The sequence below is a fragment of the Mesorhizobium sp. M0968 genome (genome assembly GCF_040319065.1).
In the GTDB taxonomy this organism is placed as follows: Bacteria; Pseudomonadota; Alphaproteobacteria; order Rhizobiales; family Rhizobiaceae; genus Mesorhizobium.
This window is the reverse complement of sequence record NZ_JAMYNL010000006.1, coordinates 1-17683: the sequence shown is the minus strand read 5'-3', so window position 1 is coordinate 17683 and position 17683 is coordinate 1. Positions and strand designations below refer to the sequence as shown.

The window sequence follows — 17683 nt, the reverse complement described above, 5'->3', positions numbered from 1 at the left end:
ATCTGCGTAAACTGACAGGAAAAACCCGGCAAACGCAAGCCCGCGCCACCGGTTCGGACCGGCTGCACGGGCTTTCCGGGGATAAAAAGGCCGGAGTCCGCGAGCCGGCGTTTTTCGGGCCGTCAGGCCTGGTCGTTGATCAGCCTTCTCAGCAATTCGAGTTCCTGCGCCAGTGTGTTGTCGGCACCGGAAAGATCCTCGATCTTGCGCACCGCATGCAGCACGGTCGTATGGTCACGACCGCCGAACCGCCGCCCGATCTCCGGCAGCGAGCGCGGCGTCATCACCTTCGACAGATACATGGCGACCTGCCGTGGCTTGACGATGGTGCGTGTGCGCCGGTTGGACAGAAGTTCGGTCTTCGACACGTTGTAGTGGCGCGCGACGATGCGCTGGATGTCCTCGATACGCACCCGCTTGGGTTCGCCCGAACGATAGATGTGACCAAGGATCTCGTCGATGCGGTCGATGGTGATCTGCGGTTCGAAGGATTGGCGAAACAAAAGCTGGTTGAAGGCACCTTCGAGCTCGCGTCCGCTGCCGGTCACCGTGCGGGCGACGTGGTTGAGGATCTCTTCGGAAATATCGAGCGACGCATCGTCGAGCTTGGCGGTGGCAAGCCTGAGCTTGAGCATACCGATACGCATGGCGAAATCCGGGGCTGACATTTCCAGCGCGACGCCGCCGTTGAGGCGCGAGCGGACGCGTGGCTCCAGCGACTCCAATTCCGACGGCGGCCGGTCGGCAGCGACCACCACTTGCTTGGCGCTGTCGAGCAGCATGTTGATCAAATGGCAGAATTCGTGCTGGATCGACTTGCCCTGCAGGAACTGCATGTCGTCGATGATGAGGAGGTCGATGTCGCGCAGCTGTTCTTTCAGCGTCAGTGCGTTGTTGTCGCGGATCGCGGTGGCGAACCGCCACATGAAATACTCAGCCGTCAGATAGACGACCCGCGATTTCGGGTTCTGCTTCAGCGATTCTGCGGCGATCGCCTGCAACAGGTGCGTTTTGCCCAGCCCGACCGTCGCGTGAAGAAAGAGCGGATTAAAACGCACCGCGCTCGACTGCGATTCCGCGACCGCCTTGGCGGCGGCAAAAGCCACTCGGTTCGATGGTCCTTCGATGAAGGAGGTGAAAGTATAGCGTGGATCGAGTGGCGAACCGAGAACATTGTGCCGGAACTCGGTTTCTGCGGGCATCCCCGGGCGGGGTACCGGGACCCGTTCGACCCTGCTGGGGCTCGCCGTGCCCGCAGAGAGCGCGGTTTGCGTCTGTCTGGTCATCTTGCGCGCCGGGGCCACTTCTGGCTCGACGCTGTTGCGGCCCTGCCGTGTGGCGGTGCGAACCACGATCTCGATCTTGAGGATCTCCGGATCCTCGTGCTTCCACAACTCGGTGATGAGATCGAGATAGTGGCCGTTGATCCATGAACGCAGGAATGCGGTTGGCACTGAGATGCGGACAATGCCCTTAGAGGATTCAGCGACCTTCATGCGCCCGAACCAGCTCGAATAGACCTCGGTTCCCAGACGCGCCTTCAACTGGGCCTTGACCCGATCGAACTTCTGTTCAGCTTCATTGGAAGCCGCCATGTCGTTCCTTCCGATTAACGTTCCAGGAAATGGGAGGTCGCCTGTAAGCTCCCTTTCGATGCCGCCGCTCTGCATGATCGAGTTCCTTGTCTCTTGTACCTGTTTTCCGCCGGGGATGCGCCTCCTGCATCCATGTTTCCGGCGACCGTGTCTTCGCTGCGACACCATCGCCGCCGCCGGGCTGATGAATCGCCTCGTTGTCGGTCCGGCGCCGAAGAGCCGATCCGCTTTGGTCATGTTAGGGCAACAAAATGCCGTCCGGCGAAAAACCGCCGGCGCACCGTCGACCTGCCATGTACAATTACGCCAGTCCCCTACCGTATCGAAAAGACAAACCAACCCCGTCCGCGGAGTTGAATCCGCGCTGTAAACTCTGCCAATTTGAGCTGGCCGGTTTCAGGCTGGTCAAGGGCCAAGGGCCCGTCCCTTCGATGGACAGACATTACCGAAATCGCTGTGGATAGGGCAAGGCCACCCCTAACGGATTTTTAAGGAATCTGACTAGCAAGGGACGTTTCGAACGCCATGCCGCAACAGTTGATTTTGACAAAGCCATTGTGATTCAAACCCTTTTCCGGCGAATGTGAAAAAGGCCACACAACGCGAAATTTTCTGAAATAATTCACTTGACAGCCAATTGCCGCCTATCGGCCACAGCCGATGTGAACAAGCTGTGGATCACCATCGGTAAGCCTCTGAAAAAAAACAGTAATCTGTGACGCTCGGAAATTTTCGCATTGACGGTTTCGAAGGCTGCGAATATCAGCGGGTATGTATACGCCGGCAAAGCATTTCGAACTTTGAAGTGCACCCGGAGCGCCATTTTGCGGGCTTTCTTTTAAGTACTTGCCGGCAAACGAAAAAAACCCGGCGCGATTGGCCGGGTTTGAAGAAGCGCAGTTCAGGAAAAGATATATTAGGCCGACAGCACCTTGACCCGTTGGGCCAGCCGCGACACCTTGCGCGATGCCGTGTTCTTGTGCACCACGCCCTTGGTCGCGGCGCGCATCAATTCCGGCTCGGCCACCTTGAAGGCAGCCTGTGCGGCCGCCTTATCGCCGGCCGCGAGCGCCTCTTCGACCTGGCGGATGTAGGTCCGGACGCGGGAGCGGCGGTTCTTGTTGATCGCTGCGCGACGGGCGATCTTGCGCGTTGCCTTTTTGGCCGAGGAGGTATTGGCCATGGTGCCTCTCTTCTGATCTGGTGGGCGCTTGCGGGATACCGCAGGGCGCAAAAAACAAACGGGCAGCCACAGGGCCGCCTCGGTTGGTGCGGCTTATAGTTCAGCTTTTCCGGCGCGTCAACGCTGCAGCGCTTTCTTTTTGACCGGCGCCTTCGTCATCTCATCGGTTCGTGAAATTCGGCTTCCGCTTGCCGCTGAAGGCCGCCATGCCTTCCTTCTGGTCATCCAGCGCAAACAGCGAATGAAACAGCCGGCGCTCGAACCGCAGACCCTCGGTGAGCGTCGTCTCATAGGCGCGGTTGACGGCCTCCTTTGCCATCATCACCGACGGCAAGGAAAAACCAGCGATCTTGGCCGCTGCCTTAAGCGCTTCCTCGATCAACTCGCCGGCTGGCACCACGCGCGAGACAAGGCCGGAACGCTCGGCCTCGGCTGCGTCCATCATTCGACCCGTCAGGCACATATCCATCGCCTTCGACTTGCCGACAAAGCGGGTCAGGCGCTGCGATCCGCCCATGCCGGGCATGACGCCCAGCGTGATCTCGGGTTGGCCAAACTTGGCAGTGTCGGCGGCGATGATGAAGTCGCACATCATCGCCAGTTCGCAGCCGCCCCCCAGCGCATAGCCCGCCACCGCCGCGATGATCGGCTTTCGTGCCCGCGTAAATTCTTCCCAGCCGACGAAGAAATCCTGCAGATAGGCATCCACATAGGAGATGGACTGCATTTCCTTGATATCGGCACCTGCCGCGAAAGCCTTTTCCGAACCAGTGATGACCATGGCGCCGATGTCGGCATTGGCGCCCATGCTATTCACCGACGCGACCAGTTCCGCCAGCACTTGTGAATTCAGCGCGTTGAGCGCCTGCGGCCGGTTCAGCGTAATCAGCCCGACCTTGCCGCGGGTTTCGACGATGATGGTTTCATAGCCCATGCTTTGCTCCTCCTCGCTTCTGGTTCAAGCTTGACAGGCCCGGCAGTGGAAAGTCGAACGACCGCTTTGCACGATACGCTCGATGTGGCCGCCACAACCAGGCTTGGAGCAGCCTTCCCCCTCGCGATCGTAAACCGCGAAGGAATGCTGGAAATAGCCCAGTGATCCATCGGTCTGCATATGATCGCGCAACGACGAGCCGCCGGCGGCGATCGCATCGGCGACGACCGAGCGGATTGCTTCGGCCAGGCGTTCGCTCTGCTCTTTGGCTTTCTTGCCGGCTCTCGCGAGGGTGCCCGCTTCGCGCAGCGGCGACAGGCCGGCCCGCCAAAGCGCTTCCGAGACGTAGATATTGCCTAGCCCGGCAATCAGCCTCTGGTCCAGAAGTGCCGCTTTCAGCGGTGACTTGCGACCTTTCAGCAACGAAGCGAGCAGCGCGCCGTCCAGTGCGTTGCCTGTAGGCTCGACGCCTAACCCCGCCAGCATCGGATGCATGTCGGGCTCGCCTTCCGAAAACAGCATGAACCCGAAGCGGCGCGGGTCGTTGAAGATCACGCGAGAGCGGACGCCGGCAGGGGATGCGATGTCGAAGACGACGTGATCGTGAGCAGTGTTTTTCGAGCGTTCGTGGTGGAACGCGCCGGGCGTTGCGCTCTCGTCGGCTGTTTCGATGCGAAACGAACCCGACATGCCGAGATGGCAGATCAGAACCGGGCCGTTGTCCATGTGCATTGTCAGATATTTGGCACGGCGGCCGAGCGCCGCAATCGTCTTGCCGGTCAGCCGCTCGGAAAACCTCTCGGGGAACGGAAACCGCAAATCCGGCCGGCGTGCCTCGACACCGACAATGCGGGCACCTTCAAGGGCCGGCTGCAGACCGCGCCTGACTGTCTCTACCTCCGGCAGCTCAGGCATGGCCACCTATCGTGGCATGGAAGGAGGTGCCGTGACGGCCGCGCGCCAGCCCGAGATGTTCGGCCACGGTTTCGCCGATGTCGGCAAATGTTGTCCTCAGTCCGATGTCTGCGCCTTTGAAACCCGGCCGTGTCCCGATAATCGGAATACGCTCGCGCGTGTGGTCGGTGCCGCGCCACGTCGGATCATTGCCGTGATCGGCGGTCAAGATGAGCAGATCGCCTGGCCTCAGCCGTGCGAATGCCTCGGGCAGGCGCCGGTCGAAAGCTTCGAGTGCGGCGGCATATCCCGCAACGTCGCGCCGATGCCCGAACTCGGTGTCGAAGTCGACAAAGTTTGCGAAGACGAGGTCGCCGTCGCGGGCGTCTTCCATGGCACCAAGCGTTTTGTCGAACATCGCCATGTTGCCGGCAGCCTTGCGGACTTCCGAGATCCCCCGATGGGCGAAAATGTCGCCGATCTTGCCGATCGCGATAACCCGGCTGCCGCGCGCCGTCAGCCGGTCGAGCAGCGTCGGTTCCGGTGGCGGTACGGCATAGTCGCGACGATTATGCGTTCGCTCGAACGTGGCGGCGGTTTCACCGATAAACGGCCGCGCGATGACGCGGCCGATATTCAGCGGATCGACGAGGCTGCGCACCACTTTGCAGAACTCGTAAAGCCGTTCCAGGCCGAAATGAACCTCATGCGCGGCGATCTGCAGGACGGAGTCGATCGAGGTGTAGCAGATCGGCTTGCCGGTGCGGATATGGTCTTCGCCGAACCGTTCGATAATCTCGGTGCCCGGAGCATGGCAATTGCCGAGGATGCCAGGCACCTTCCCTTCACGCACCATTGCTTCGGTCAACTCGGCCGGAAAGGCGGGAATCTTGTCTGGGAAGTAACCCCAGTCGAAACGGACCGGCAGGCCGGCTATTTCCCAATGGCCCGATGGCGTATCCTTGCCGCTCGAAACCTCTTGGGCCGCGCCGTGAAAGGCAGCGGCAAGCGGTGCACTGCCGGCATTCTCAAACCTGAAACCCGTTGCCGTTGCCGCGGCCTGGCCGAGACCGAGCGCGAGCATGTTTGGTACAAGAAGGGGTCCGGCACGCAGGCCTTCGCGGTCGGCGCGGCCTTCTGCGCAGGCCCGCGCGATGTGTGCGAACGTATTGGAGCCGGTGTCGCCATAACGTTCGGCATCGGCCGCGCCGCCGATGCCGAAGGAGTCGAGGACAAAAAGGAAGGCGCGTGCCATCGAAAGGTTCATCATTGCCTGTGTGTTGGCTCAGACATAGGGTTCCGCGCCGCCATTGGCAATTCGGAAACCCAAACAGCACGGCTTGGCGTGCTGGTCCCGGAGAGACGAATCGCGGCATGGTCGATCTGCGGATGGAAATGCGCGGCGCGGAGCTCGCATGAGGCTTGCCCTGACAGCATTCGCCACCGTACTGGCTTTGCTGCTGGATGCGTCTTGCACAAACCTGGCGCGAGCCGATTGGCGCGATGTTATCGGAACGCTCCGTATCGGTATCGTCGCCGAACCGTTGCCGGTCGAGGGACTATGTGCTGGCTGCAGCCATCGTGCGTCTAGTCTCGGCCCGCAGTCGCAAGCAATAGCAACAGACCGGTTAGCGGGCTTCAGGCGTCAGCAATCGCTGCACGGAATGGTCGGGCTCCTGCGCGGCCGCAGATAATAAGTTTCCGCCATCGATATCGAATTGAAGACCGAGCTCAACCCGAACCGGCTTTGGCCGTCCGCCGACCAGGTGATGATTGGCTTGTAGGCGAGATCGCTTTCGACCCGAATGAGGAACGTGCCTTTGATCTTGAGCGCGCTCCGGACCGTCGTGGTGGAATCCTTGACCGCGTCGACGCTAGAGACGCCATCGACCAGCTTGCGCGACCACACGACCAGGACTTTCGGCGTCGTCTCGTTCGTCACCTGTATCGCCGTGATAATGATCTTCGGTTTCGAGCGGTTGTAGGGCTGGAGCGTGGAACTGCCGATCGCCATGATGGCATCGACATCGGCCGCCTTGACGGTCTGCTGCTGCGTGACGAGGTCCGCTACCATGCTGCCGATGCGGCTGACCTTCTTGCTGGTCTCGATGGCTTGCGAGGCCTCCATTGTCATAAAGTACATGATCAACAGGATAGGCACGATGAGGGCAAACTCGACAGCCGCAATACCGCGGCGGTCCGAGCAAAGCCGGACTGCTCTTGTACAAATCCCTGCGATGCCCAGCTGTGCCCCCGCACGAATCATGGCTTTGCCCTTTTCAAGCGACTACGTGGTTCAGTTGTCGAACGGCTCGTTCTGCCAAGTGATCGAAGCAAAATGCAGCGTTTTGCCGTCCTTCAGGTTGGCCATCGATTTGGCCATGAAGTCGGTCATCACCGGCCATTTGTAAAAAACACGCAGCATGTTTCTCGACTCCGCCAGGCCAGGTGCGACGGTGAAGGTCTGTGTGCTCGTGCCTTTGGTCAGCACGACGTCGCCATCCTGGATCTTGAAACCGGCCAGCGCCGCATCGGCGAAGGTCGGATATTCGCGCAAGTCCACCAGCAATCCGGGACAGGTCTTGGCGACCATGATCTCCAATTTGGTGCAGATCATATCCCGCAGCTTGGTGCCGGACACATCGGTCGGTCTTAATTGGCCGGTACGCAGCTGGCGCGCGATGTCGTCGGTTGCGTTTGCCATCACTTCCTGTGCGGCAAAAGAAATGCAGCTCTCCAGGATGGCAAAGACAAGAAGCGCGAAAGGAATTGCAAGCATGGCGAATTCGATCGCCGTGCTTCCGCGGCGGTCGCCCAAAAACCGTCTTGGAGAACCTGCTCGTCCTGCCTTGCTCATGTCCGCTGCCCGCCGATGCCGCTTCTGTATCGGTCCACCCTTAGTCGGAACCGATTGAAGTCCGGTTGGAATGACCGTTAAATTCAACGGGAAGGCCTTAACCCGGCGATAACCGAAGCACGTTCCCGCCAAAGACGGAGACGTCGGCTAGCTAATGCACGGCGCTCATTTCGGCTTCAGAGGCCTTCTCGGCATCGCTCTTATACGAGCTTTCGCAATATGGCGCGCAGGACATGGTCTGTACTTCGGAACGCCGATAGATGCGCACCGACGACGCTGCCTGGCGCACGACGGTTATTTGCTCATCGACGATCGGATTGCCCTGCTGGTCGAGGACGACGAGATTGGTGACGCCAAATCCCTTGCCGGTCAGTACGATCGTCGATGCGTCCTGCACGGAGGCGTCGGCGATCGCCGGATTGCCGACGACAATCGTATCGGCGGCGCGCGACAATTTGATGATCTTTGCCTGGTTCATCGTCACCTCGATGCCGGCGCCGGCCTTGGCTGGAAAGGCGAAAGCCGCTGCGGCAAAAAGCACGGCAACTGGAAATGATGATCTCGGCCCGGCCATTGAGGCGCCCCCTGGCAAACTGTTCAACGGAACATGAACGAGATTGGTGAACCAACCGTTAAGCGGCTGGAATTCAGGATCAAGCCGGAACCGGCATTGGGTCTAGCCGGCACGGCTGAAACGTCTTTGCCGAATTGCGCCTGTTGCGCCTTTTGTCGGCCGGGGCCCTGGCGGCGGGTATTTTAGTTCTGGGTTAACCACGCAATGTCGTCGAAGCGGGAAAGGAATCGGTAAGCCTGTTTATTAAGCCGATTGAAACAGCTTCTCCTTAGATTCGCAGTATCCGATCAGCCACCAAGAGAAGTTGACGGAAGTGCTGTAACAATTGGAGTAGGAGCTCGAATGTCTAACCTCATCGCACGTTTTGTGAAGGACGAATCCGGCGCGACCGCTATCGAATACGGTCTGATCGCCGCTCTTATCGCACTCGCCATCATGGTCGGCGCCGGCCAGCTCGGCAACTCGCTGAACGCCAAGTTCACCGCCATCTCCACTAAGGTGAACGGTAGCTGACCGTAACGGGTTCGGTTGTTCTGAAATAAGGGCCGCCGCACTGGCGGCCCTTATTTAGTCCTGGTATGAATTGAAATTTGCGCCTCATCAGTCGTTAGTCGAATAGGATTGGGTTGGGGGCCAGATGCAATTGGGTCATAGGCGCGCCGATGCTTGAAGCCGTGATCTTCGTCGTATTTCCGTTCTGCATGCTTTTTGCCGCGATCTCCGACATGCTTTCGATGACGATCGCCAATCGCGTGCCGGTGTTGCTTGTGGTCGTCTTCGCCTTGGTTGCGCCTTTGACCGGTATGGACTGGGCCACCTATGGCTGGCATTTCGCCGCCGCCGGCCTGGTTCTCGCGGTGACGTTCGGCCTGTTCGCGCTGGGCGGCATGGGCGGCGGCGACGCCAAGCTTCTGGCTGCCACTGCCATGTGGATGGGACTGAACATCCATCTCATCGAATACCTCGTCGCCTCGACATTCATCGGCGGCCTGCTGACGCTAGCCATCCTCGCCTATCGAAAATCGCCGCTTGCCGCCGTCACAAGCCATAATCCGTTCCTGCGCCATTTCGCCGATGAGGCGACCGGCGTTCCGTACGGCATCGCGCTTGGCATTGGCGGTCTGCTCACCTATTCCGACTCGCCATTGATGGCCTGGGGACTTACCAGGCTGGCGGGCTGAAGTTCACTTTACGCGGTTGGCGCCGAGCAGGCGAGTTGGCCACGTTTTCCTTCGGGCCGGGCTTGTCGATCCAATTTATATAAACGTTAAATTAATCACGATCGTAAGTATAACATTAACCTTGTTTTGACGATTGCCGCTGCAAAGTCCCGCTTGGCTACGTGGTTTGCCAAGGCGAGGTTCGGACAGATGCCAGCATCCCGATTGATTATTCTGAGCGTGGCGATAGCCGCGGCCGGTGGTGCAGGCTATGTCGCGAAGAACATGGTCGTGGCTCCGCCGCCTCCGGTTGTCGATTCCGGTCCTCAGGCGCCGGCGATCGCGCTGCAGGATGTGCTTGTTCTTTCCGGCGACGTTCCGATGGGCAGTCCGCTTGAAAACAACATTTCCTGGGAGTCATGGCCGTCCGCAGGCATCAACGCAAATTTCATCACCCGCGCCGCCGAGCCTGAAGCGCTGGACAAGCTGAAGGGCGCCGTCGCTCGCGTGGCGCTCTACGCCGGCGAGCCGCTGCGGCGCTCGAAGCTGATCGGTGAAGGGCAAAGCTTCATGTCGTCGATCCTGCCCTCCGGCATGCGGGCCGTTGCCACAAGCATCTCGGCCGACACCTCGGCCGGTGGCTTTATTCTTCCCAACGATTTCGTCGACGTCATCATGACCCGCAGAGCCGATCCCGCCAACGGCGGTGGTCCGGGCTTCACGACCGAAACTATCCTGAAGAACATTCGCGTCCTGGCGATCGACCAGACCATTCAGGAGGACGAGGAAGGTAAGAAGACCAGGGTTGGCCAGACCGCCACCCTGGAACTGACGCCGCAGCAGTCCGAGATCATCACCGTCGCACAGCAGATGGCGGATCGCCTGACATTGGCGCTGCGCTCGATCAAGGACAGTCAGGACAAGAATGTGGGCGAAGCCGATTACCTGGTTTCCGGCAATGGCCGGCGCGGAACCGTGCGGTTGATCAAGTCGGGCGAAGTTTCCGAAGTGGGGGCAAGGAAATGAGGCTAAAGACCAAACTGCCGCTCATCCTGGCTGCGGCGATCGGCCTGTTTCTCCTTGGAACGAGTGCATATGGCATTGTCGATGCCAATGCGGCAGGCAATGCCAGGGTGACGGCTTCGACCGCCACCCAGCGGGTTAAGCTCGGACTGAACAAGTCGGTGGTCATCGACCTCCCGAGCGATGCCTACGACATTCTCGTCGCCAACCCCGCTGTAGCCGACGCGGTGACCCGCACCGCCAGGCGCATCTATCTGTTTGGAAAGGCGGTCGGCGAGACAAATATCTTCGTCTTTGGCCCGAATGGCGAGCAGATCGTCAGCCTTGACCTAGCGGTCGAACGTGACGTCGCCGGGCTGGAGGATTATATCAAGCGCTTCATCCCGTCATCGGAGGTCAAGGTCGAGTTGCTGAACGACAACGTCGTCCTGACCGGAACCGTGGACACTCCTCTGGACGCCAAGCGCGCGGCCGATCTGGCAACTATTTTCGTGTCCGGCGGCGAGGCAACCACGGGTCAATATTCGCAGACCGCTGCCGGCGGTTCGGCTGAAGCCGGCGTCGCGATCGATAACCCGGATGCCGAGCGCCGCGTCAGCAAGATCGTCAACCTGCTGCAGATCATCGGCGACGACCAGGTGACGCTGAAGGTGACGGTCGCGGAAGTCAGCCGCTCGGTGATGAAGCAGCTCGGCGTCAACATGGTGGGCAACGGCAGCAGCAACGGCATCAGCTGGGGCGCGGTAAGCGACAATTTCACTGGTTTGGGCAAGTCGCTGTCGAACTCGGGCCTCTCTATCGGGAGCTCGACGCTGCAGGCCTACATCAATGCCATGGAACAGTCCGGTGTCATGAAAACCCTCGCCGAACCAACATTGACGGCCGTATCCGGCGAGAAGGCGACCTTCAAGGTTGGCGGCGAATACAACATGGTGACCAGCGTTTCCCAAGCCGTATCAAACGATAACCAGACCGGTCTGAAGACGTATTCGGTCGAGAAGATCGAATACGGCATTGGCCTGGAATTCCAGCCTGTGGTGCTGTCTCCCGGCCGTATCAGCCTGAAAGTCAGAACCTCGGTTTCCGAGCCGACAACGGAGGGATCTGTGTCTTTGTCCGAAGGCGTAACGAGCCCGGGCATGAATGCCCTGTCGCTCCGCAAGCGCTTGGCCGACACAACAGTGGAACTGCCTTCGGGCGGCTCGATGATGATTGCCGGCCTTGTCCGCGATGATCTCAGGCAAGCTGTCAACGGCTTGCCCGGTCTGACAAAGATTCCAGTGCTTGGCGCGCTGTTCCGCAGTAGGGATTTCGTTCGCAACGAGACCGAGCTCGTCATCATCATTACGCCCTATCTGGTGAAGCCGGTGGCGCGCAACGATCTTGCCAAGCCGGATGACAATTTCAACGCCGCCAGCGATGGCGCCGGCATTTTCCTTGGCCGCGTCAACCGTGTCTACGGCACCATGCAGACCGACAAGCCCAACGGCCGTTACCACGGCGTTGTCGGCTTTATCTACAAGTAAGCGGGGAAGCGGTCATGTCTAAGGCAACATCGAAGGCACGGGCGATCACCGCGACGCGGTCAGTCCATTCGCGAATCTGGCGGCCGGCCGTTCCCATTATGGCGATCGCGATGGCGGCATTGCTGGCCGGCTGCGCCAATCGCGACAGCGTCACGGTGGGTGCCATACCGGACGATTATCGCACCACCCATCCGATCGTCATAGCCGAGAAGGTACAGAAGATCGACCTTCCGGTCGGCGCCGGCGACCGTGGCATGACCAGATCCCAACGTGACACGCTCCTGGGCTTCCTGGACGGATACGACAGGAGCGCGGCTCCGGTGCTGACGATCGAGATTCCGAGCGGCTCAGCCAACGAAATCGCAGCGGCCGCGGCCGGCCGCGATTTCGCCAGGCTGGCCATAGCCAGCGGCATCAGCCGGAAGCGGATCGACATGCGGTCCTATCAGTCTGTTTCGGCCGAAGCGTCTGCACCGGTTCGTGTTGCCTACGTCTCGGTGAAGGCTCAGACGGATAAATGCGGGCGCTGGCCCGAAGACCTGCTGCAGACTTCGGAAAACAAGCACTATGCCGATTTCGGCTGTTCGTATCAGAACAACCTGGCTGCCCAGATGGCCAATCCGTCCGATCTGATCGGGCCACGCAAGCCGACGCCGATCGACGCGGAAAATCGCGGCGCGGTGATCGACGTCTATCGTGACAGAGGTATTTCGGACGAATTCCTCGGCAATTCGGAAGTCGAATATTAACGAGTGTTGAGGCTCAACAAACCCTAAGCCGCGCAAGTCACGGAAAGTGATGACAATGAGCAATCTTGCCTATGACACAGAGGTACCGGGCGGCGAAACCTCGGAGCAGGATATTGCCGCGATGCAGGCGTTGCGGCCGATCCCGCGCATTTCGATCCAGGCATTTTGCGAGACCGAAGGCGTAGCCAATCCGGTCGAGCGCGCCGGCGAGGATCGCCGCATGGCCAAGGCCCATTTGAAGGTGCATATGGGGGGCATCCCCACCGCTATCGAATTCTATCAGTCGGCGCCGACGCCGAACCTGATCCTGCTTGAATCGCGCAGCGAGCCGAAGCTGTTGCTGGAACAACTCGCCCAGCTCTCCGAGCATTGCGACCCGACCTCCAAGGTGGTGGTTGTCGGCCACTACAACGATGTCGGCCTGTATCGCGAACTCATCCGTTCGGGCATTTCCGAGTATGTCATCGCGCCCGTATCGATGGCCGACATAGTCAGCGTGGTGTCTTCGATCTTCGTTGATCCGGAAGCTGAGCCGATCGGCCGCTCGATTGCCTTCATCGGCGCCAAAGGCGGCGTCGGCTCCTCGACCATAGCCCATAATGTGGCCTGGGCCATGTCGTCCCTTTTCAAATCCGAAGTGGTTGTCGCCGATCTCGACCTCGCCTTCGGAACGGCCAATATCAATTTCGACCAGGATCCGGCGCAAGGCATTGCCGAGGCAGTCTTCTCGCCGGAACGCGTCGACGAGGTCTATCTCGACCGGCTGCTCGCCCAATGCGCCGAGCACCTGTCGCTGCTTGCGGCCCCTTCGACCCTGGAGCGGGTCTACGATTTCGATCCCGACGCCTTCACCCAGCTTATCGACATAGCCCAGCGTAGCGCGCCGCTCCTCGTGCTCGATGTTCCCCACGTGTGGGCCGGCTGGACCAAGAACACGCTGGTCAAGGCCGACGAGATCGTCATCACGGCGACGCCCGAACTTGCCAATCTGCGCAACACGAAGAACCTGGTCGACATGCTGAAGCGGCTTCGTCCGAACGACCCCGCGCCAAAGCTTGTGATCAACCAGGCCGGTGTGCCGAAACGTCCTGAGATTACGCCGTCCGACTTCTCCGAATCGCTCGGCCTTTCGCCGATGTCGGTCATCCCGTTCGAGCCGCTTTTGTTCGGAAATGCTGCCAACAACGGACGTATGCTCGGTGAGATGGATGCCAAGAGTCCGGTTGTCGCCACGATCAACGAGATCGCCCATGTGCTGACAGGGCGCAGCGAAATCAAGGTGAAGAAAAAGGCTGGCCTCGGCAATCTGATCGGCAAGCTTTCGCGCAACAAGAAGTGATGCCTCAGCGGTGGAATTGGTAAGCGATCATGTTTGGTAAAAGAGGCAGCGACGACGGCAACCGGACCATTCCGGAATTCCGTCAGCCAGCACCCGCGCCTGCTGCGCCGGCGGCCGCAAACCCTGTGGAAGCGGCTGTAACTGCCAGGCCGGCGGCGCTGCCGCCATCCGGCGCGCCTGCCGCGCCGGCGGTTCGCCGTGCGGTCGAGCCGCCGCCATTGGCGCCGGAGCCGAAAAGTATCCAGCGCCAAAAGAGCGAAACCTACTACGACACCAAAAGCCAGGTCTTCGCCGCACTCATCGATACGATAGATCTGTCGCAGCTCGCCAAACTCGATCCCGAAAGCGCGCGCGAGGAAATCCGCGACATTGTCAACGACATCATCGCGATCAAGAATTTCGCGATGTCCATCGCCGAGCAGGAAGAGCTTCTCGAGGATATCTGCAACGACGTTTTGGGCTACGGGCCGCTGGAGCCACTGCTTGCCCGCGACGATATTGCCGACATCATGGTCAATGGCTCCAAGAACGTCTACATCGAAGTCAACGGCAAGGTCGAGCAGACCGGCATCCGTTTCCGCGACAACCAGCAGCTCCTCAACATCTGCCAGCGTATCGTCAGCCAGGTTGGCCGCCGCGTCGATGAATCAAGCCCGATCTGCGATGCGCGTCTTCCTGATGGCTCCCGTGTCAACGTCATCGCACCGCCCCTGGCTATCGACGGCACCGCACTTACCATCCGCAAGTTCAAGAAGGACAAGCTGACGCTCGACCAGCTGGTCAAGTTCGGCTCGATTTCTCCGCAAGGGGCCGAGATTCTCAAGATCATCGGGCGTGTCCGCTGCAACATTGTCATCTCGGGCGGTACCGGCTCAGGCAAGACGACGCTGCTCAATTGCCTGACCAACTATATCGACCGCGAAGAACGCGTCATCACCTGCGAGGACTCAGCTGAGCTGCAATTGCAGCAGCCGCATGTGGTGCGTCTCGAAACCCGTCCGCCCAACCTCGAAGGCGAGGGCGAAGTGACCATGCGCGACCTGGTCAAGAACTGTCTGCGCATGCGCCCCGAACGTATTATCGTCGGCGAAGTGCGCGGACCCGAAGTGTTCGACCTGCTGCAGGCGATGAACACCGGCCATGACGGCTCGATGGGAACGATCCACTCGAACAGCCCGCGCGAATGCCTCAACCGCATAGAGTCGATGATCGCCATGGGCGGCTACACGCTGCCGCAAAAAACCGTGCGCGAAATCGTCGTCGGCTCCGTCGACGTGATCATACAGGCTGCACGCCTGCGCGACGGATCGCGGCGTATCACCCACATCACCGAGGTGATCGGCATGGAAGGCGACGTCATCATCACCCAGGACATCGTTCTCTATAACATCAAGGGCGAGGACGCGAACGGCCGGCTGCTGGGCGAGCACGTGTCGACTGGCATCGGCCGTCCGCATTTCTGGGAGCGCGCCCGCTACTACGGTGAGGAGCAGCGCCTCGCGGTTGCGCTCGAGGCGATGGAGAAACGCGCTGATTGATCCGTCTGGAAGCGTGGGGGCCAGGGTCGATGTTCGGAATTGACGGCACCGTATTGGCATTCGTCGTGCTCGCCGGCTTCAGCGCCGGCGCGGTGGCCTATGCTTTCCTGTTCAACCGGATCAGCACCGAGAAGCAGGTCGGCAAGCGGCTTGAATCGATCAAGACCGCCGAGACGGATCGTTCCGTCGTCAAGGCGTCGCGCGATCGCGTGGCGGAAGCGGCCAAGCGTCGCAAGTCCGTCCAGGATTCGCTGAAGGATCTCGATCAAAAGCAAAAGTCCAATCAGAGCCTGGTCAAGAAGCCACCGCTGAAGATCCAAATCCGCCAGGCCGGCATGAAGATCTCGCTTGAGCGCTTCTATGTCTACTCGGCGGTCTGCGGCGTCGTATTGACGGCTCTTGTATATTTCATCGGCGCACCGTTGCTGATCTTGCCGGCTGCGCTGCTGGTCGGCGTCTTGGGTCTGCCCCGCTGGTTCGTCTCGTTTCGCCGCGCGCACCGCGTCAAGGCGTTCCTCAACGAATTTCCGAACGCGCTCGACATCATCGTGCGTGCGGTAAAATCCGGCCTGCCGCTGAACGACGCCGTGCGTCTGATCGCCAACGAATCCCCCGAGCCGGTCAAGACCGAGTTCCGCCGCATAGTCGATTCGCAGCAAATGGGTTTGTCGATCCCTGACGCGGCCATGCGCATGCCAGAAACGATGCCGTGCACCGAGGCGAGCTTCTTCGGCATCGTCATCCAGATTCAGTCTCAGGCCGGCGGCAATCTTTCCGAAGCGCTGGGCAATCTTTCGCGCGTGCTTCGCGACCGCAAGAAAATGAAAGCCAAGGTCCAGGCATTGTCCATGGAAGCCAAGGCATCCGCCGTGATCATCGGCGCGTTGCCTTTCGTCGTCGCCTTTCTCGTCTATTTGACGAGCCCGAACTACATCATGCCCCTCTTCATCACCAGCACCGGCCATCTGATCCTCGGTTGTTCCGGCATCTGGATGTCGATGGGCGTCCTGGTAATGCGCAAGATGATGAATTTCGAAGTCTAGGACTCGCTATGACCGATCACGTCATCAGAACTCTCACCGACCCGTCCCTGCTGATCGCACTGCTGGTCGGCATCGCGGTGTTTGCGACCGTCTTCACGCTGCTGCCCGCTTTTGGCGGGAACCAGCTCAAGGCGCGCATGAAATCCGTAGCGCTGGAGCGCGATGAGCTGCGCGCCAAGCAGCGCGCGCGGCTGGCAGTCGAAGCCGACCGCCGCCGCAAGGGCCTGCGCGAAGAACAGTCGGTCGGCATGCGCAATATTGTCGATCGCCTGGATCTCAGGCGTGCGCTGGCGGATGAAGGTACCTTGCAGAAATTGAAAGTGGCGGGTTTTCGCGGGCAAAATCCGCTGACGCGCTTCCTTTTCTTCCGTCTCGTCCTGCCCTTCATCGGCTTTGCATTGGCGGCGATGTATCTGTTCGTGCTCGGCGGATTGCCCGAGCAGCCGCTTTTCGTGAAGCTGTTCGTGTGCATCGTGGTAGCCTATGCGGGATTCTACGCGCCGGTGCTCTACGTCAACAACCGCGCTACCAAGCGCAAGCAATCGATTCAGATGGCGTGGCCGGACGCGCTCGACCTGTTGCTGATATGCGTCGAGTCCGGCATGTCGGTGGAAGCGGCGCTTCGCAAGGTCGCCGATGAGATCGGCGCGCAATCGGTGGCATTGGCGGAAGAATTCATCCTGACAAACGCCGAGCTTTCCTATCTGCAGGAGCGCAAGCAGGCCTACGAGAACCTTGCAAGCCGAACTGGCCTGGAATCCGTCAGGTCGGTGTCCCAGGCGTTGGTTCAGGCCGAGCGCTACGGCACGCCCGTGGCGCATGCATTGCGGGTGCTTGCCAGTGAGAGCCGCGACATGCGCATGAATGCCGCCGAGAAGAAGGCGGCCGCGCTGCCGCCGAAGCTCACCGTGCCGATGATCCTGTTCTTCCTGCCGGTGCTGTTCGCCATCATTCTGGGTCCCGCCGGCATCCAGGTGAGCCAGCGCGGCATCTTTGGCGACCAGCCGAAATCAAGCAGCGAGTAGCGCCAGCGGCGTTGCCAGAAACGCTGATACGATTCAGAGCCACGCTGCCGGTGCAGCGCGGCTCTTTGCGTTAGACATGTTGCGGAATTGGGGGGGCGGGGGGGGGGGGGGGGGGGGGGGGGGGTGGGGGGGGGGGGGGGGGGGGTGGGGGGGGGGGGGGGGGGGTGGGGCGGGGGGGGCGGGGGGGGGGGGGGGGGGCGGGGGGGGGGGGGGGGGATGTGGGTTGGGGGGGGGGGGGGGGGG

Annotated in this window: 17 protein-coding genes; 9 read left to right on the top strand and 8 right to left on the bottom strand. The window is 60.5% G+C overall.

Features of this window, described 5'->3' with window-relative positions:
* Window positions 1–122: 122 nt before the first annotated feature.
* The 8 genes from dnaA to NKH67_RS12660 all read right to left on the bottom strand — a co-directional run bounded on the left by dnaA (window position 123) and on the right by NKH67_RS12660 (window position 8037).
* Window positions 123–1670, bottom strand: a complete 1548-nt coding sequence (gene dnaA, locus NKH67_RS12695; RefSeq protein ID WP_031211816.1) for a chromosomal replication initiator protein DnaA — start codon at window positions 1668–1670, stop codon at window positions 123–125.
* Between the two features lie 841 nt (window positions 1671–2511).
* Window positions 2512–2778, bottom strand: coding sequence for a 30S ribosomal protein S20 (gene rpsT / locus NKH67_RS12690; RefSeq protein WP_023676922.1), 267 nt, complete (start codon window positions 2776–2778; stop codon window positions 2512–2514).
* 160 nt (window positions 2779–2938) lie between these two features.
* Window positions 2939–3712 (bottom strand): enoyl-CoA hydratase, encoded by a 774-nt coding sequence (locus NKH67_RS12685; protein WP_352685689.1) that lies wholly within the window; start codon window positions 3710–3712, stop codon window positions 2939–2941.
* Window positions 3713–3736: 24 nt separating this feature from the next.
* Entirely contained in the window at window positions 3737–4627 is an 891-nt protein-coding gene (gene mutM / locus NKH67_RS12680) for a bifunctional DNA-formamidopyrimidine glycosylase/DNA-(apurinic or apyrimidinic site) lyase (RefSeq protein ID WP_353011879.1), read from the bottom strand.
* Window positions 4620–5861 carry a phosphopentomutase gene (locus tag NKH67_RS12675; RefSeq protein WP_353030991.1) on the bottom strand — a complete coding sequence of 414 codons (1242 nt, stop codon included), beginning with the start codon at window positions 5859–5861 and terminating at the stop codon, window positions 4620–4622. Before NKH67_RS12675 ends, mutM begins: the two co-directional genes overlap by 8 nt.
* Before the next feature lie 390 nt (window positions 5862–6251).
* Window positions 6252–6872 (bottom strand): TadE/TadG family type IV pilus assembly protein, encoded by a 621-nt coding sequence (locus NKH67_RS12670; protein ID WP_353030989.1) that lies wholly within the window; start codon window positions 6870–6872, stop codon window positions 6252–6254.
* 30 nt (window positions 6873–6902) lie between these two features.
* Complete coding sequence (locus NKH67_RS12665; protein WP_352541276.1) at window positions 6903–7463, bottom strand: TadE/TadG family type IV pilus assembly protein; 561 nt, start codon at window positions 7461–7463, stop codon at window positions 6903–6905.
* Window positions 7464–7614: 151 nt separating this feature from the next.
* Complete coding sequence (locus NKH67_RS12660; RefSeq protein ID WP_352613897.1) at window positions 7615–8037, bottom strand: pilus assembly protein N-terminal domain-containing protein; 423 nt, start codon at window positions 8035–8037, stop codon at window positions 7615–7617.
* Window positions 8038–8379: 342 nt separating this feature from the next.
* Between NKH67_RS12660 and NKH67_RS12655 the strand changes: the two genes are divergently transcribed.
* The 9 genes from NKH67_RS12655 (at window position 8380) to NKH67_RS12615 (ending at window position 17440) form a co-directional block, all read left to right on the top strand.
* Window positions 8380–8550 (top strand): Flp family type IVb pilin, encoded by a 171-nt coding sequence (locus NKH67_RS12655; RefSeq protein ID WP_023676929.1) that lies wholly within the window; start codon window positions 8380–8382, stop codon window positions 8548–8550.
* Between the two features lie 149 nt (window positions 8551–8699).
* On the top strand, window positions 8700–9218 hold the full coding sequence (locus tag NKH67_RS12650; protein ID WP_352541278.1) for an A24 family peptidase: 519 nt from the start codon (window positions 8700–8702) through the stop codon (window positions 9216–9218).
* A 189-nt stretch (window positions 9219–9407) separates the two neighbouring features.
* Window positions 9408–10223: a Flp pilus assembly protein CpaB gene (cpaB, locus tag NKH67_RS12645; RefSeq protein ID WP_023676931.1), complete on the top strand. Its 816-nt coding sequence runs from the start codon at window positions 9408–9410 to the stop codon at window positions 10221–10223.
* On the top strand, window positions 10220–11746 hold the full coding sequence (locus NKH67_RS12640) for a type II and III secretion system protein family protein (RefSeq protein WP_352899680.1): 1527 nt from the start codon (window positions 10220–10222) through the stop codon (window positions 11744–11746). Before cpaB ends, NKH67_RS12640 begins: the two co-directional genes overlap by 4 nt.
* A gap of 14 nt (window positions 11747–11760) precedes the next feature.
* The gene (locus NKH67_RS12635) at window positions 11761–12495 is read left to right on the top strand and encodes a CpaD family pilus assembly protein (RefSeq protein ID WP_352541279.1); all 735 of its coding nucleotides are present in this window, start codon (window positions 11761–11763) and stop codon (window positions 12493–12495) included.
* 55 nt (window positions 12496–12550) lie between these two features.
* On the top strand, window positions 12551–13834 hold the full coding sequence (locus tag NKH67_RS12630; RefSeq protein ID WP_352621909.1) for a CpaE/TadZ family protein: 1284 nt from the start codon (window positions 12551–12553) through the stop codon (window positions 13832–13834).
* Window positions 13835–13863: 29 nt separating this feature from the next.
* The gene (locus NKH67_RS12625) at window positions 13864–15372 is read left to right on the top strand and encodes a TadA family conjugal transfer-associated ATPase (RefSeq protein ID WP_352448622.1); all 1509 of its coding nucleotides are present in this window, start codon (window positions 13864–13866) and stop codon (window positions 15370–15372) included.
* Window positions 15373–15401: 29 nt separating this feature from the next.
* The gene (locus tag NKH67_RS12620; RefSeq protein WP_352685699.1) at window positions 15402–16415 is read left to right on the top strand and encodes a type II secretion system F family protein; all 1014 of its coding nucleotides are present in this window, start codon (window positions 15402–15404) and stop codon (window positions 16413–16415) included.
* 8 nt (window positions 16416–16423) lie between these two features.
* The gene (locus NKH67_RS12615) at window positions 16424–17440 is read left to right on the top strand and encodes a type II secretion system F family protein (protein WP_023676936.1); all 1017 of its coding nucleotides are present in this window, start codon (window positions 16424–16426) and stop codon (window positions 17438–17440) included.
* Window positions 17441–17683 lie beyond the last annotated feature (243 nt).